General features: G+C 74.0%; 12 protein-coding genes. 4 read left to right on the top strand and 8 right to left on the bottom strand.

Translation table 11 applies throughout. The features are described 5' to 3' along the window. Positions 1 to 1,488: 1,488 nt before the first annotated feature. From ACJ6WD_RS29260 to ACJ6WD_RS29250, 3 genes are all read left to right on the top strand, one after another. Positions 1,489 to 2,835, top strand: a complete 1,347-nt coding sequence (locus tag ACJ6WD_RS29260; protein ID WP_331247296.1) for an MFS transporter — start codon at positions 1,489 to 1,491, stop codon at positions 2,833 to 2,835. 209 nt (positions 2,836 to 3,044) lie between these two features. Further along, the gene (locus tag ACJ6WD_RS29255; protein ID WP_407616852.1) at positions 3,045 to 4,211 is read left to right on the top strand and encodes an NAD(P)/FAD-dependent oxidoreductase; all 1,167 of its coding nucleotides are present in this window, start codon (positions 3,045 to 3,047) and stop codon (positions 4,209 to 4,211) included. Between the two features lie 86 nt (positions 4,212 to 4,297). Next, positions 4,298 to 4,771: a flavodoxin family protein gene (locus ACJ6WD_RS29250; protein ID WP_233657420.1), complete on the top strand. Its 474-nt coding sequence runs from the start codon at positions 4,298 to 4,300 to the stop codon at positions 4,769 to 4,771. A 98-nt stretch (positions 4,772 to 4,869) separates the two neighbouring features. On the opposite strand, the gene ACJ6WD_RS29245 is transcribed toward ACJ6WD_RS29250, so the two are convergent. Together ACJ6WD_RS29245 and ACJ6WD_RS29240 are read right to left on the bottom strand one after the other, a co-directional pair. Then, positions 4,870 to 5,355, bottom strand: coding sequence for a hypothetical protein (locus tag ACJ6WD_RS29245; RefSeq protein WP_376439946.1), 486 nt, complete (start codon positions 5,353 to 5,355; stop codon positions 4,870 to 4,872). A gap of 1 nt (position 5,356) precedes the next feature. After that, positions 5,357 to 7,564 (bottom strand): polymorphic toxin-type HINT domain-containing protein, encoded by a 2,208-nt coding sequence (locus tag ACJ6WD_RS29240; RefSeq protein WP_407616851.1) that lies wholly within the window; start codon positions 7,562 to 7,564, stop codon positions 5,357 to 5,359. A 297-nt stretch (positions 7,565 to 7,861) separates the two neighbouring features. On the opposite strand from ACJ6WD_RS29240, the gene ACJ6WD_RS29235 reads away from it, so the two are divergent. Further along, complete coding sequence (locus ACJ6WD_RS29235; protein ID WP_376553408.1) at positions 7,862 to 8,605, top strand: SAM-dependent methyltransferase; 744 nt, start codon at positions 7,862 to 7,864, stop codon at positions 8,603 to 8,605. On the opposite strand, the gene ACJ6WD_RS29230 is transcribed toward ACJ6WD_RS29235, so the two are convergent. The 6 genes from ACJ6WD_RS29230 to ACJ6WD_RS29205 all read right to left on the bottom strand — a co-directional run bounded on the left by ACJ6WD_RS29230 (position 8,545) and on the right by ACJ6WD_RS29205 (position 14,846). After that, complete coding sequence (locus ACJ6WD_RS29230; RefSeq protein ID WP_407616871.1) at positions 8,545 to 9,339, bottom strand: class I SAM-dependent methyltransferase; 795 nt, start codon at positions 9,337 to 9,339, stop codon at positions 8,545 to 8,547. The genes ACJ6WD_RS29235 and ACJ6WD_RS29230 overlap by 61 nt on opposite strands. A gap of 155 nt (positions 9,340 to 9,494) precedes the next feature. Then, the gene (locus tag ACJ6WD_RS29225; RefSeq protein ID WP_407616850.1) at positions 9,495 to 11,792 is read right to left on the bottom strand and encodes a glycosyltransferase family 39 protein; all 2,298 of its coding nucleotides are present in this window, start codon (positions 11,790 to 11,792) and stop codon (positions 9,495 to 9,497) included. 203 nt (positions 11,793 to 11,995) lie between these two features. Further along, complete coding sequence (locus ACJ6WD_RS29220; RefSeq protein ID WP_233657415.1) at positions 11,996 to 12,160, bottom strand: hypothetical protein; 165 nt, start codon at positions 12,158 to 12,160, stop codon at positions 11,996 to 11,998. Between the two features lie 78 nt (positions 12,161 to 12,238). Continuing rightward, entirely contained in the window at positions 12,239 to 13,000 is a 762-nt protein-coding gene (locus ACJ6WD_RS29215; protein ID WP_407616870.1) for an FAD:protein FMN transferase, read from the bottom strand. A 34-nt stretch (positions 13,001 to 13,034) separates the two neighbouring features. Beyond that, complete coding sequence (locus tag ACJ6WD_RS29210; protein ID WP_407616849.1) at positions 13,035 to 13,475, bottom strand: FMN-binding protein; 441 nt, start codon at positions 13,473 to 13,475, stop codon at positions 13,035 to 13,037. Between the two features lie 9 nt (positions 13,476 to 13,484). After that, entirely contained in the window at positions 13,485 to 14,846 is a 1,362-nt protein-coding gene (locus tag ACJ6WD_RS29205) for a ferric reductase-like transmembrane domain-containing protein (RefSeq protein ID WP_376439960.1), read from the bottom strand. Between the last annotated feature and the right edge of the window lie 11 nt (positions 14,847 to 14,857).

The following is a 14,857-nucleotide window of genomic DNA, read 5'->3' as shown; positions in this document are numbered from 1 at the left end:
ATCCCGACGCGCGAAAGCCATGCGCGTTCGGCCGTCGCGGGTTGGTGACCGGGAGTCCCCGAAGCGTCCCGGTGATGCCGGATCTGCGGCTCCGCAGCCGGTCACCGATGGGCTCGCACCCTCACGACCCCACCTGGTCGGTCCTGGACCGGTGGGTCCGGTGACCGCCGCCTTCACTGTTGACGAATCCGTGCCGTTGCTTCGGTGCGGCCGGACCTACCGGGCCGCGGCGGCTGCGCTCAGTGCCGCAATGGCCTCGTCGGCCGAGCCGGAATACGGCGAGTTGGGGAAGCGTGCGGAAGTCCCGTCCGGGTAAAGGGAGCAGAGTGGTGCGCGACGGGCGGTACCGCCCCGTATCTGAAGACGCAGCTGCCGAAAAACCCATGGTTGCACTGTGGCTGCCCCCGTAAAGTCATCCTGACCGAATCGGATCACGATCCGATTCGGAAGCTGCCCGGCATTCCATCCGCCGGGTAAGTCGTCCGTCTTCTGGTCATGTCGACGGGCGACTGCATTGACTGTGGAAACGTGCACGCGGAACTTTTCTCTGCATGACTACCGCCGACGGGCGCCGAGGTCCGTTTTACCCAGGTGGACCGGATTACGAGGTGCTCGCCCGATCGGCGAACATCAGACTGCCACTCTGACTTTGGCGAGACAAGAGTGATCTGCTGGCCGGAACCTGCAGTGGCAAGAATTGACCCTCAAGTGGCTGGTTCACTCTTTCCTCGTGCGATGGCACAAGAGCAAGTGCGGCATCGCACGCAAAGGCGTGCGCACTTGCTCAAGGCGGTCAGTCCTGGGCTTACGGGGCGGCCCGGCCTGTCCGCCGCCCGGGGGTGGCGGTGCGGCTGCCGCCGCCACCAGCGGTTTCGGCTCGCGCGGCCGGCGGTCGGAGGCGACCGGGGCGGGCGGTGGTCCGGAGCGTGCGACAGGCAGGCGCTCGTGCGTCGCGGGGGCGGGCTCGGTGTCAGTCGTGACTGGCACCGTTCCGCGTCCCCGTGCCGGGGGAGGGTGACTGGGCGTCACCCTTCCGGCCCGTGCGGTGATCCGAGGAGGTCAGGGGCGTCGGGCGCGGCCGGAAGTGGGCCGTCCGAGGTGTCGTCCCGGCACCGGCGAGGTGAAGTCCGGCCTCCGCACCTGCCAGGCACACATGAACTGCGTGTGGTTTCCAGCCAGTTGGGAAACAATTGGTTGACCTGCGACGGGTGCAGTGATCGGCTTACGAGGTTCGTATCCAACCCGCCTGGGGAGAGGGAGCAACACCGCTATGCGCAACAGATCGTTACGGGGGCGGGCCCGGCCGGCCGCGAGGGGCGCGGCACCGCTGGCGCCCGTGAGCCTGGTCGGCCCGGCGCATGCCGACAGTCACCTGCCCGCCACCGGCAGGCGCAACCCCCTTCGGGCGGCCACCGGTCACCCCGGCGGCGGGGCGGCCCCCACCGTCGTGGTCGACGTCGCCGGCGCAGCGTCCCCGGGCAGGTCCGCATGACCGCCCTCGCCACGACGACCCGGCGCCGACCGGGCCTGGCGCTCGGCGCGCTGGCCGGAGCGCTCGCACTGGACCTGAGCGGCATGGCCGTCCTGAACGCGGCCCTGCCGTCCGTCGGTGAACGCTTCGGCCTGGGCGACACCACCCTCCAGTGGGTCATGACCGCCTACTCCGTCACGTTCGCCGGCTTCCTGCTGGTCGGTGGCCGCCTGGCCGACGTCTGGGGCCGACGGCGGGTCTTCGAGGTCGGCGTCGCCCTGTTCACCGTGGCCGCGCTGGCCGGAGCCGTGGCACCGGACGGTGCGGTGCTGCTCGGCGCGCGGGCGGTCCAGGGCATCGGCGCGGCCCTGTCGGGCCCGGCCGCCCTGGCCCTGCTGACGGAGGTGTTTCCGGCCGGCCCGGAGCGCAGCCGGGCGTTGGGCGTGTACGCCGCGGTCGGCGCGGCCAGCTTCAGCGGCGGCATGCTGCTGGGCGGCGTGCTGACCGAGTTCCTCGGCTGGCGCTCGGTCCTGTGGTTCTCGGTGGCGCTCGGCGTGATCGTGCTGGCGGTCACCCGGGCCGGGCTGCCCGACGGAACGGGCCGCAGGGCCCCGTTGGACCTGGCCGGCGCCGTCTCCGGCACCCTCGGTCTGACGCTGCTCATCGTCGGCGTGAGCTGGGGCGGGACCGCGGCCTGGGGCATGGTGGCCGCCGCGGTGGTCTTCCTCGTGCTCTTCGTCGTGCGCGAACACCGCACGGCCGACCCGCTGTTGCCCCTCGCCCTCTTCCGGATCCCGGCCGTGCGGCTCGCGACCGCCGCGGCGGTCCTCCAGTACACGGCATCGGTCGGCATCGTCTTCTTCGCGCCGCTGTACCTCCAGGGCATGTTGGGATACTCCCCGGTCGCCTCGGGTCTCGCCCTGGTGCCGATGTCGCTGACGGTCTTCCTCACGGCCACCTTCGCCACCGGGCGCCTGCTGACCAAGTACAGCCCCCGCACCCTGATGGTCACCGGGCTCCTCCTCATCGGTGCGGGGACGGCGCTGTGGATGACGACCCCGGCGCACGGCAACTACGTGCTGCACGTGATGCCCGGGCTGGTGCTCAGCGGCTTCGGCCAGGGCCTCAACTTCCCCGCGATGACGACGGCCGGCCTCAACGGCGTGCCGACCCACCAGCACGCGGTCGCCGGCGCGGTGAACGTCGTCGCGCAGCAGATCGGATCCAGTGTCGGCGTCGCGGTCCTCGTCCTGGTCGCGGCGACCAGCGCCAGTCGTCTGTCGGGCTACCACCTGGCCTACCTCGGGGCCGCCGTCGCCTGCGCGATCGGTGCGGTGGCCATCGCGGCGGTCCGGCGGACCTGACCGCACGCGCAGCCGACCGGCCCGAGCACCGCGCGGGTCCGGTCGGCTGCGCCGGACAGGCGGTCCCTCGCCCCCGGGCAGCAGCGACGTACCCGAGCCCACCCCGCCCCCACGCCGCCGTGATCGGCGTCACACTCCGAAGCCGTCACGATCGCCGGAGCCACCGGGTCCCCCTCGTGTGACGACGAGCGGAACCGGAGGTGGGTGCGGTGGCACGGGTGGTGGTGGTCGGCGCGGGCTACGCGGGCGTGATGGCCGCGAACCGGCTGGCGGCGGCGGGGCGTTCGGACGTGGGAGTGACGGTGGTCAATCCCCGGCCGGACTTCGTGGAACGCGTCCGGTTGCACGAGCACGCGGCGGGTGCGACGCACGCGGCGGGTGCGACGCACGCGGTACGGCCGTTGAGCGGTCTGCTCCACCGCGACGTGCGGCTCAGGGTGGCCACCGTGGAGACGATCGCCGAGCGGTCGGTACGCCTCGACGACGGCGGCGCGCTCGCCTTCGACCACCTGCTGTACGCCGTGGGCAGCACGGCCGCCCACGGCCTGCCCGGGGCCGAGAACGCCTGGCACGTCGCCGACCTCGACGGCGCCCAGGCGCTGCGCACGCGCCTGCGGCAGCTGCCCGGGGGAGCGCGCGTCGTGGTGATCGGCGGTGGGCTGACCGGGATCGAGACGTCCGCCGAAATCGCGTACCACTACCCCTTCCTGGACGTCGAGTTGGTCGCGCCGGAGGTCGCCGCCTGGCTGCCCGACGCCAGCCGAACCCGCATCGCACGCAAGCTCGTGGACGCCGGCATCGTGCTGCGCACCGGTCGTCGGGCCACCGCGGTCCACCCCGACGGCGTGGCGACCGACGCCGGTTGGCTGCCGAGCGCGTGCACGGTGTGGGCCGGCGCGCTCGCCGTGCCGGACCTGGCGCGGCGCAGCGGCCTGCCGGTCGCGCCCGACGGACGCCTGCGCACCGACGAGACCTTGGTCTGCCTGGGCCACCCATGGATCGTCGGCGCGGGCGACGCGGTCGCACCGCCCCGGCACGTCGCCGGGCACCTGCGGATGAGTTGCCAAGCGGCGATGCCCCTGGGCGCCCACGCGGCCGACACGGTGCTGGCCCTGATCCGCGGGGAGCGACCGGTGGCGCTGTCGATCGGCATGGTGGGACAGGGCGTCAGCCTCGGCCGCCGCGACGGCTTCGCCCAGGCCACGCACCGGGACGACACCCCCCGACGGTTCACGTTGTCCGGACGGGCGGCGGCCCTGGTGAAGGAACGCGTGTGCCGCTTCACCCTCAGCTCGATGCGGTTCCCGCGCGCCTACCGTTGGCGTTCCGGCGCGACGCCGACGCTGCCCGCACCGACCCCGACCACCGTCCGATGAGCCGTGCGGGTTGACGGGCGGGCGCACCGCCACCCGATCCGAACGGCACCCGACCGGCACCGTTCCAATGGAGAAGGAGCATCACCATGAAGGCTGTCATCGTCTGCGTCTCGGCTTCCCACGGCAACACCAGGAAGGTCGCGGACGTCATGGGCCAGGCACTGCGGGCCCGCGTCGTCGATCCCGAGGAGATCGAGCCCGCCGACCTCGCCGGCTACGACCTCGTCGGCTTCGGCTCGGGAATCTTCTCGATGCGGTTCCATCCGCGGCTGCGCCGATTCGTCGCGTCGCTTCCCCGCACGGAACGGCGCGCGGCGTTCGTCTTCGCCACCAGCGGCCTGCCCGAACTGCGGTTCCGACCCTTCACCCGGCCCCTCGTGCGGCTCCTCGGGCAGAAGGGCTTCGAGGTGCGCGACACCTTCTCATGCCGTGCACTCGACACCTGGCTCCCGTTCAAGCCCGTGGGCGGCATCAACAAGGGACGGCCCGACGCCACTGACCTGGCGGCGGCGCGCACGTTCGCCGAAGGGCTGCGGGCACGGACCCGTGCGGCGTCCTGACCGCCCCGGACCGGCCGTGCAAGGCGGCCACCCGCGCACCGGAGCCACGCGTCGGCTCCGGGCGCCGGGCGGGGCGGGGCTGCCGCTCGCCCCGGGCGTCAGCCGCCGCGCGACGGCGGGGGAGTGGGCGCGGCCATCCGCGCCAGCACGGCCGCCACTTCCGCGTGCCCGTGCTGCCGGGCCCACCCGACGAGCTCGCCGACGACGTCCGCGTAGTGCCGTTGCAGTGCGTGCAGCGGCACGACGCAGCGCGCTTCGACGTCGCCCCCGCCCGCGCCGGAAAGCTGGTGCGCACGGTCGCAGACGGCGGTGACCTCGACTTCGACGGCGCCCCGCGCGCCCGCGACGCGGGGCGTCAGCCGCACGTAGTAGGGCCCTTCGAAGAAGTAGACCTCTCCGGCCTCGCCCGAAGCGGCACTGCGCAGCGCCTCGCCCATCGAACCGAGGACCGACACCGGGGAGTCGGTCCAGTGGGCCTCGGGGAAGTCGACGCCCCCGAGCGTGAACCAGATCTCCCCGGAGACCAGCCGGGGCCTGCCGGCGGAGACCGCCAACGCCGCCACCGGGACCGTCAGGCCGTCCACGTCAGCTGCTCCAAGGTTCCAGCGGGTAGATGGACCTCATCTCGCCCCCGCCCCGGGGGATCTGGAACTGCACCATCTTGCCCTCCACCACGGCCACTGCCTGGATCATTCGGGTCTGCGGGTCGTACCCGATCACCTTCGGATTGTTCCGCATCGCCTGTTGGGCGATCTGCGCCAACCGCGCGTCCGTCATCTGCGCAGGCCACAGGTCCTTCCGGGGCGTCACGCCGGACCCGCCGGGGAAGTGGTTCTTCCGTACGTGGGCGGTGTCCATGCCCTCGTACTGCCGGGGGACCTTCACCCCCTTCAGGCTCTTGGCGTCGCGCTTCATCGCGCAGTTGTGCACCAGGACCGGGGTGTCGCCGGCCAGCACGTAGTAGGTGTGGACGCCGTCGACGCTGAGGTTGTAGGTGCGCACGGCGGCGCGGTACGCACGGACCTCCCGGACCGTCGCCACGGCCGTGCCCGTCGTCTGGACGCGGTCGCCGCGCTGGAGGGCGGATGCCTCGGTCCAGCGCGCGGTGGTGACGTCGTAGAACAGGTGGTGCGCGGTCGAGCGGACCGTGCCGGTGCCGCGGGGGCCGGCGATGGTGAGTTCGACGAAGTCGCGGTCGTCGTCGGTGACCACGACCGCGGAGACGGTGTGCTGCTGCACCGCGCCGCTGCGCGGGGCGGCGTTGGCGATCCGGTCTCCCACCCGGAGGCGCTGGATGGGCTCCGTGCGCGCGTCCGCCATCAGGACGGGGGTGCCCGCCACGAAGCTGTCCTTGGAGCAGTCGGGGTTGGGGCCGGCGTCCTCCTTCGCGTTCTCGACCGCCTTGCCCCGCTCGGCCTGTTGCGCCTTGACCTTCTGGTCGATCTCGGCCTTGGCGAAGGCCATGGCCGTGATCTGGACCCGTGCCTGGAAGTTGAGCGTGTACGGGATGCGGACCGGCCGGCGGGTGGCCCGCGCCTGGGCGTCTGCCTCCCGCTGCTTCTCCGCCTTGATCCGCTGGACGATGGGGGCGGTCCCGGCGGCGACGCAACTCATCGTGCCGCCGCCGTTGATGGGCAGGGTCGCGGCCTGCGTACAGCCCCCGCCGGACTGCCCGTTGACGGTCACCTGTGCCGTCATGGAGGCGTTGACCGTGCCGGTCAGCCTGGCACCGGGAGCGGCGGTCGTGGTGGTGACGACGTTCTCGTTGACCGTGCAGGACTCCGAGCAGCGCAGGTTGCCGGTCTGGTTGAAGTTGAACCTGATCCCGAGGTCCACGGCATTGCCGAGGGTCTTGGTCTGCCCGATCAGGTCGTCGTACGCCTTGCCGACGTCCTCGGGGGACATTGGCGTGAAGTCGACGTTGCCCAGGCCCGGTTGGCTGGCCGAAACGGTGCGGTCGGCCGCGGCCGGGTGCACCGCGGCGGAGACCAGGCTCGTGCGGGCCAGGCCCCCCGACGACGAAGAGGACGACGAAGAGGACGACGAAGAGGACGACGATGAAGCCGAGGACGACGACGGGGCCGTCGGCCTGGCCGACGTCAGCTTCACCACCCGGTACGGCGCGGTGGCCGAGACGGAGAGCGCGCCGTCCGGCGTCGTCACGGTCAGCGTCGCGGCCCCGCCCTCGCCGCTCTTGGCGATCGGGAAGCCCGCGGTCCGGTCCAGCCCCGCCCACAACCGTGCGGCGAGCGCCGCGGGGGAGCGGGGCACGTCCGCCAGCGTGCTGGTCAGGCGGTCCGCGCCGGTGACCCACTTGCCGTCCAGGGTGCCGGCGGAGAGCCCGTCCGGCAGGTCGGTCAACAGGTCCTTCGGAGGCTTGGCGTAGGTCTTCCCGTCGACCGTCAGGACCTCGGTGCGGCGCCCGGCGGCGGTGATCGTGCCGTGCGCCTCGCTCCCGGCGGTGACGGTCAGGTCCCACGTCGCGCCGTCCGGGGCGGAACCCGTGTAGTGCGCCGCGGGTTGCTGGGCCAGGTTGTAGACCGCCAGGTAGAACGGGGCCCGTTCCGCGTCGGTGTCCTTCGCGGCCTCGGGCCGTGCCGACCACCACAGCAGGGTCCCGGCGACGACCGCCAGCACCAGTCCGCACACCGCGACCCCCAGCAACCAGGGCCGTCGCCATCCACTCCGCACCGGCGGCGGGGGCGGTGCGCCCGCCCCGGCCGGTCCCCATCCGGGATGTCCCGCCGGTGCCGTCCGGTCGTGCGGGTACCCTCCGCCCAGTTGCTCACTCATGCCGTGCACTCCCCCGTGAATGTCCGACCGTCGCCGTCAGCGACAGGAGGTCAGTCTGGGTGCCGCGTTCCAGCTGTCAATCGTTCGAGCGAGACACCGGCGATTATCGGACAGTTGACCGTGCTGTGGGTGAACGGCGGTGCCCCGCAGCGCCGTTGGCCGCCCGGCCTCGCCCAGACGGTGCCTCCGCTCCGGCCGAGGACCTGACACGGACGGGCGTACGGGTGTCCGCCCACCGGACCCCTCCGTGCGGAAAAGGGGGATGCGCACGGCCCGCGGCACTGCCAGGCTGCGCCGGTGGACCGTGAACAGATCTCCCGGATCGCCCATGCCGATCACCCGATCAAGGCCCCGCTCGATGACGCCGCGGTGCGCCGACTACTCGCCCGCGGGCTGCCCCGCGGCGACGAACGCGTCCTCGACCTCGGCTGCGGCAGCGGGGAATGGCTGCTGCGCGCCCTGGCCGCGCACCCGGACCTGCACGCCGAGGGCGTGGACACCTCAGCGGACGCCCTGGCGCAGGCCCGCGAGTCGGCGCGCGACCGCGGCGTGGCCGAGCGCCTCGTCCTCCACCACCAGGACGCCGCGGACTTCGCGTCGGCGCAGCCGTTCGACCTGGTGGTCAGCGTGGGAGCCGCGCACGCCTTCGGCGGCCTGCCCGGCACGCTCGCGGCGGCCCGCAGGCACCTGGCCCCCGGCGGCCGGGTCCTGATCGGCGACGGGTTCTGGGAACACCCGCCGTCCCCGGAAGCGGTCGAGATGCTCGGCGACTTCAGCGACCTGGCGACGACCGTGGACCGGGTCGTCGCCGAGGGGTGGACCCCCGTGCACGGGCACATCAGCACGCGCCGCGAACTGGACGCCTACGAGTGGGCGTGCTGGGGGGCGCTGGCTTCCTGGGCCCTGGACCGGCCGGCCGAGCCCGACGGTGCGCACGCGCTGGCGACCGCCGCCGCCCGCCGTTCCGAATGGCTGCACGGCTACCGGGGCGCGTTCGGCTTCGTGTCCCTGGTGGTGCGTCGGACGCCCGAGCTGCCCTGAACGCCCGCCCTTTCCGCGGCCGGGTGCGGCGACTGCTCCTGCGGGCGTTCCGCGATCAGGTGGAGCAGTGCCGCCACCCGCCGGTAGGGGTCGGTGCGGCCGGCGCGCTCTTCGTGGCGGAGGATCGCGTCGAGGGTCTTCGCGTCCGGCAGCGGCGCGTCCGAGGCCGCGTGGTCGGTGAACACCCGGACCCCGTACCACCGGCGGACGGCCATCCCGCGCCGCGCCAACGCCGCCGTGAGGTCGGCCAGGCGATCCGCACGCGCGTCCACGCCGATCCGGTTGCGGTAGGCGCGCCCCTCGAACGCCCCCTCGACGGCGTCCCAGTCGGCCAGCAGTCCCGGGCGCATGGCCAGGGCGTCGCCGTTGCGCACGAGCAGGGAGGCGAAGCCGCCCGGCGCCAGGACCTGCCCGACGGCGTCCAGGAGGGGACCGGGATCCGGGAAGTACATCAGGACGCCCTGGCAGAGCACCACGTCGTGGCTCGCCGGCCCGAACGCCTCGACCAGCCGCTCGGCGTCCCCGCGGACCAGCCGCACCCGGTCGCGGACCTCGACCGGCTCCTTCGCCAGTGCGGCGCGGAAGTCGTCGAGCAGTTGGGCCGAGGCGTCCAGTCCGGTGACCGCGTGCCCTCGGCGGGCCAGTTGCAGGGCCTGCGTGCCCTGGCCGCAGCCGACGTCGAGCACCCGGCGGGGCGGCAGATCAGGCAACTGGTCGGCGAGTTGTCGCGCCACCACCTCTTGACGCACGACCTGCCGCAGCGTCCCCAAACGCGCCCGCCACTCGGCCTGCCCCGCCGCGAAACCCTCGTTCACGTCGCCTCCTCCGCCATCCGGCCGACGCGGAGCCTAGCGCGTGTCCGAGGGGCCATGGCGGGGCACGGCACCGGCTACCGCGGTGCGTTGCGGGCCGCCGCCTCCCCGAGCCGCGGGTGCGGGGCCCGGCTTCCGGCCGACCCGTCGGGGGTGCCCGGGCCGCACTGGTAGAGGGTCTGCGCGGTGGCGCCCGGGCCCGGTCGGGCGGGCTTCGGCGCGTGCGGGCCGGCGTAGGCCGAGGCCGGGACGCGGGGGCAGTCGGTGCGCACCCAGTCGGCGATCCGGGCGGCGGTCGTCGCGCTGCCGCCGCCGAACGGGGTGCCGGCGCCGCGGCCCGTGCCGAGGAGGACGAAGCGGACCGCGCCCGTGTCCACCAGGTGTTGGAACTGCGGTTCGGTGGGGAACGGGACCTGGCCGCTGAAGCCGCCGAGCGCCAGGACGTGGGCGCCGGTGGCGAGGATGTAGGGGGACGCGCCGTTCCAGCCGTCGGTGGCGAAGGCGTAGCGGGACGTGCCGCGGTGGGCGGTGGTGTAGGCGAGCAACGCGCGCTGTTCTGCGCTGAGTTGACCGGTGGAGGCGCCGAAGCCGCCCTTGCCGTGTCCGTTGCCCGGCCACTTCGACGAGCCGTGGCCGCCGTGTCCGCCGCGCATGCCGGACGGGCCGACCGCGCCCATGCCGGAACTGCCGTACGCGGGGTTGAGGACCTGGACCGCCCAGGCGCCCGGCGCGAGGAGCAGGGCGGCGAGCGAGGCCGCGAGACCGGCCAGTGCGAGGCGCCCGCCGGTCCGGGGGCCGCCGGGGCGGGCGAGGACCAGCAAGGCGACGGCGGCCAGCCCCAGTGCGCCCACGGCGGGGGCCAGCCATGGGAGGAAGGTCGGGAACTCGCTGGCGAGGAACGCGCCCCAGGCCGCGGTCGCGGCGACCGCACCGGGCAGCACCCACGAGCGGCGCCCACCGGCCCGGTACGCCCGCCACAGCGCGACGGTCCCGCCGCCGGTCAGTGCGGCCAGCGGTACGGCGATCACGCCCATGTAGTACGTGTGGCCGCCGACGCTGCCCGCGCTGAACACCAGGAAGTAGGTGGCCAGCCAGGTGCCCCACAGGGCGAAGCCGGCGCGGATCCGGTCCGTGCGCGGCCGGCCCCGGCGCCACAGGAGTCCGCAGACCACCGCGACGGCGGCGAACGGGTAGAGCCAGCCGGTCTGCGACGCGAGCGACGGGCCGAACATCTTCCCCCAGCCGTCCTGGGAACCGCCGCCGAAGCCGCCGGGACCGCCGCCGCGGGCGGTGTGCTGGGGGAGCGCGGCGGTGGCCGGGTGGCGCACCGCCGGTGCGTGGGACGTGCCGCTGCCGGTGATCTGCTGTGGTGCGTGGGGGGCGTCGTGGCCCGGGGCCGCGGCGCGCTGCGACCGGAGGGCCTGCGACGGGCCGGTGCCGCGGCCGCCGTCGTGCGCGCCGCCGCCGTGGCCCCCGCCGCCCCGCGTCGCGCTGATGCTGCCGGTGGAGGCGGCGCTGACGCCCAGGGAGGAGAAGCGGTTGAGGAAGTTGTAGCCGACGACCATGCTGAACGCGGAGTTGTTCGTGGTGCCGTCGACGTACGGCCGGTCCTGAGCGGGGGTGAGGGCGACGGCCACCATCCACGAGGCCGAGACGGCGGTCATCACCAGCGCGGAGAGCGCGAGGTGGGCCAGTCGCCTGCGCAGCGCCACCGGTGCCGAGAGCAGGTACACCAGGGCGAGCGCGGGAAGCACCGCCCACGCCTCCAGCATCTTCGACTGGAAGCCGACGCCGACCCAGACGCCGGCCAGCACCAGCGGACCCACCCGGCCCGCCGCGGCCGCGCGCTGGGTGGCCTCGGCGGCGAGCAGCACGCACAGGGTGAACAGCGGGTCCTCGACGGAGGTGCGGAACAGTCCCACCGCCACCGGGGTCAGCAGGAACGCGCCGCCGGCGATCAGCGCCGCGTGGTCGCCGGCCCAGCGGCGCACCACCCGGTACAGCACCAGCAGGCTCGCCACCCCCTCCAGCACCTGGGGCAGGGTCAACGCCCAAGGGTGGAAGCCGAAAATCCTGGCAGAAAGTGCCTGCGGCCAGAGGAATCCCGGCAATTTGTCGAGGGTGATCGAATTGCCGGGATCGAACGAGCCGTAGAAGAACGCCTTCCAGCTTTCCGTCATGCTGCGCGCGGCGTTCGCGTAGAAGGTGTGGTACTGGCTGTGGTTGATGCCCCACGCGTAGAGCACGGCGGCGAGCACGGCGAGGACCAGCAGCGCGGGTCGTGCGTATGCAGGCTGACCCACCGGCGAACGCCACGGCGCGCGACGGGGGGCGGCGCCGGTGGGGGTGGTTCTGTCGAGGACTGTCGTGGCCATGCGCTGCAGTCTTCGGCATGTTCGGAGCCCGTCACGCCCCAGTCGGCCGTTCCAAGGAATTTCTCATCGGATGCGGGGGAAGCCTTTACCGACCTGATCCCGCCTTTAATCCGCGCCGCGCGATTCATTACCCGCGCCGGTGACGCCGCACGCGATTCCCGTCGCGGCGCCCGTCGGGTGGACGGGCCTTCCGGGCGGCGCGGTCAGTGGTCCATGGCCATGTTGGTGTCGCCGGCCTGCGGGTCGAGGAGCGTGCCGTCGGACGTGCCCGTCGCCCAGGGGGCGTCGTGCGGGGCGGCGCTCGCCGGCGCGGTGAGGATTCCCAGCGCGGCGAGGGTTCCGATGAGGGCGGCAGCGACACGGCGCATTGCGTTGGGCCTTCCCGTGTGAGCGTGTGGGTCGCGCTCACCTTGCCCGTATTGCCCCGCTTGTATGCGCTGTGTCCCTCAACTGGCGGTTGCCGTGCGGTCGTCGGCCCGTCGGGGCGTCGTCACGGTTCCGGGGAACCCCCGGGTGTGCCAGGTGCTGCCGTCGGGGGCGACCGCGAACCCCTCGTGGTCGTCGAGTGCGGTCAGCCAGTCCCGGGCGTCCGGGCCCATGGCGAAGGCGGCCGTGGCGTAGGCGTCGGCGAGGGTGAGGCTGCGGCCGACGACGGTGAGCGAGGCGAGCCGCGTCGCCGGCGCACCGGTGTGCGGGTCGCGGACGTGCGGCCCGCGCTCGGCGGTGCCCGAGGTGGCGACGGCCAGGTCGCGACCGGTCACGACGGTGCACAGGTGGTCCGGGCGCAGGGGATGGGCGACCCCGATCCGCCAGGGCAGGCCGGGGGCCGCCTCCCCGCTGAGCTGGAGGTCGCCGCCGCCGTTGACGCAGGTGTGGTGGGCGCCGGCGGCCCGCAGGAGGTCGGCGGCACGTTCGACCGCCCAGCCCTTGACCAGCCCGGTCGGGTCGAGGCTGCCGCCCGCGGTGACGCTGAACCACCCGTCGGTGGTGCGCCCCACCCGTTCGCAGAGGGCGAGGACCTCGCGCACCTCCGCGGGGCAGTCGGCGAGCCGCAGCGCACCGCGCGCCAGTCGGCTGACCGCGCTGTCGGGACGGTAGGTCGAGAAGACCGCGTCGACGTGGTGCAGCCAGGCGACGGCCTCGCCCAGGGCGGACTCGATGGCGGCGGTCCGGGCGTCGCGCACGTCGAAGGAGAAGACCGTGCCCATCGCCCGTTCGACGTGCCGCAGTCCGCGGCGGGGCTCAGACACCGGCCTGGTCCAGGGCGCTCTGCAGGGACCGGATGTAGCCGGCGCTGGTGTAGCTGGCGCCGGACACCGCGTCGATGCCGGCGCCGTGCGCGGCGAGCGCCTCCTGTGTCAGGCGCGGCACCGCGTACGCCGCGATCTCCTGGTCGCGGCCGTTCTCCGACGGGACGTGCAGCACGCGGACGCCGGTCAGCCGGCCGGCCGCGACGGTGGCCGCGACCTGCACGGTGCCGTAGCGGGTGCTGACCGGATCGCCGGTGAAGGTGCCGCTGGGCGGATGGGCGGCCCGCGGCGCACTGCCGGTGGGAGCCGGGGACGGCGCGGCGCCGCCCTGGGCCAGGTCGTCGGTCAGGCCGGCGGGCTGGTGGGGCTTGAGGGCGAGCAGGAGGACGACCAGTGCGCTGGTCGACGCTGCGGTCAGAACGGCTCGGCGCACGACGGCTCCTCAGAACGCGAACGATTCGTGGTGGATGTGGTGGCGGGGCACGCCGGCCCCGCGCAGGGCGCGGCGGGCCGCGTCGGTCATGCCGGGCGGACCGCACAGGTACACCTCGTGGGCGGCCAGGTCCGGGACCAGCTGCCGCAGCGCCCGGGCCGTCAACGGCACCGCGTACGCGGCCGGTTCGTCGACGCAGTAGTGGACGGCCGCACCGCGGGCCGCCGCGATCGCGTCGAGTTCGGCGCGCAGTGCGAGGTCTTCCGGGCGCCGCGCCCGGTACACCAGGGTGACCTCGCCGGGGAGGGTTTCGAAGAGCGTGCGCAGGGGGGTGATGCCGACGCCGCCCGCGAGCAGCAGCACCTTCGGCGCGCGGCGCCGCGCCCCGGTGAAGGCACCGTAGGGCCCTTCGGCCCACACCCGGGTGCCGGGCCGCAGCCGGGCCAGGGCCGCACTGTGCCCGCCGGCGGCCTTGACGGTGATGCGCAGGTGCCGGGGCAGCGGCGGCGCGGACAGCGAGTAGGGGTTGGCGGTCCACCACAGGCCCGGGGCCAGGAAGCGCCAGCGGAAGAACTGGCCGGGCCGGGCGCCGAGTTCGGTCAGCCGCTCACCGGCGAGGTGCACCGACACCACCCCCGGCGCCTCCGGGCGGACGTCGACGACGCGGAGCCGGTGGCGCAGCGCCCGCCGCACCGGGACCGCGAAGCGGTACCAGACCAGCAGCGCCGCCACGGCCCCGTACAGGGCGTACCAGCCCCACTGCGCGGGGCGCCGACCCACGAAGTCCGCGCCGTTGGCGAGCTGGTGGCCGAAGGCGAGGAAGAGGGCCAGGTAGGTGGCGAAGTGGAGGTAGTGCCAGGTCTCGTAGCTCATCCGGCGCCGGGCGGCGCGCGCCGAGACCAGGCCGGTGCCCAGCAGCAGCACGCAGCCGACCGTGGCCTTGAGCATGTCCGGGTAGTCCAGGACGAGCGTGGTCGCCTCGTGCAGCACGCCGCTGCGCGAGGTGAGGGTGTAGCCCCAGACGATCAGCAGCACGTGCGTCAGCACCAGCGAGACCGTGTAGCGCCCGGCGGCGGCGTGCCAGCGCGCGAGGCGGTCGGTGCCCAGGGCGTGGTCGAGCAGCGGAACGCGGGCCATCAGCGCGACCAGGACCGCGCAGGCGTAGCCGGCCAGCAGGCCGGTGATCCGGCCGGCACCGGTGAGCCAGCCCGCCGGGCCCACCACGGAGGCGGTGCCGGTCCACCACAGGGCCAGCACACCGAGCGCTCCGGCCCCGATGACGGCCTGCACCAGCAACGGGGCCGGGGCCGGCGGCCGGCGCGGCGGGGCGCCGCCGCGGGCACTGCGGTGACTGTGCGAGAGGGTGCTCATGGGGCTTTCCT

The organism is Streptomyces sp. VTCC 41912 (assembly GCF_045799175.1).
Classification (GTDB): domain Bacteria; phylum Actinomycetota; class Actinomycetes; order Streptomycetales; family Streptomycetaceae; genus Streptomyces; species Streptomyces albulus_C.
Note: the sequence above shows the minus strand (reverse complement) of the source record. Positions and strands in the feature narration are given on the sequence as shown.

Excerpts from the sequence above, each read along its gene's own strand:
- ACJ6WD_RS29260 (WP_331247296.1), top strand. The coding sequence starts at position 1,489 with ATGACCGCCCTCGCCACGACGACCCGGCGCCGACCGGGCCTGGCGCTC.
- ACJ6WD_RS29250 (WP_233657420.1), top strand. The coding sequence starts at position 4,298 with ATGAAGGCTGTCATCGTCTGCGTCTCGGCTTCCCACGGCAACACCAGG.
- ACJ6WD_RS29240 (WP_407616851.1), bottom strand. The coding sequence starts at position 7,564 with ATGAGTGAGCAACTGGGCGGAGGGTACCCGCACGACCGGACGGCACCG.
- ACJ6WD_RS29225 (WP_407616850.1), bottom strand. The coding sequence starts at position 11,792 with ATGGCCACGACAGTCCTCGACAGAACCACCCCCACCGGCGCCGCCCCC.
- ACJ6WD_RS29220 (WP_233657415.1), bottom strand. The coding sequence starts at position 12,160 with ATGCGCCGTGTCGCTGCCGCCCTCATCGGAACCCTCGCCGCGCTGGGA.
- ACJ6WD_RS29215 (WP_407616870.1), bottom strand. The coding sequence starts at position 13,000 with ATGGGCACGGTCTTCTCCTTCGACGTGCGCGACGCCCGGACCGCCGCC.
- ACJ6WD_RS29205 (WP_376439960.1), bottom strand. The coding sequence starts at position 14,846 with ATGAGCACCCTCTCGCACAGTCACCGCAGTGCCCGCGGCGGCGCCCCG.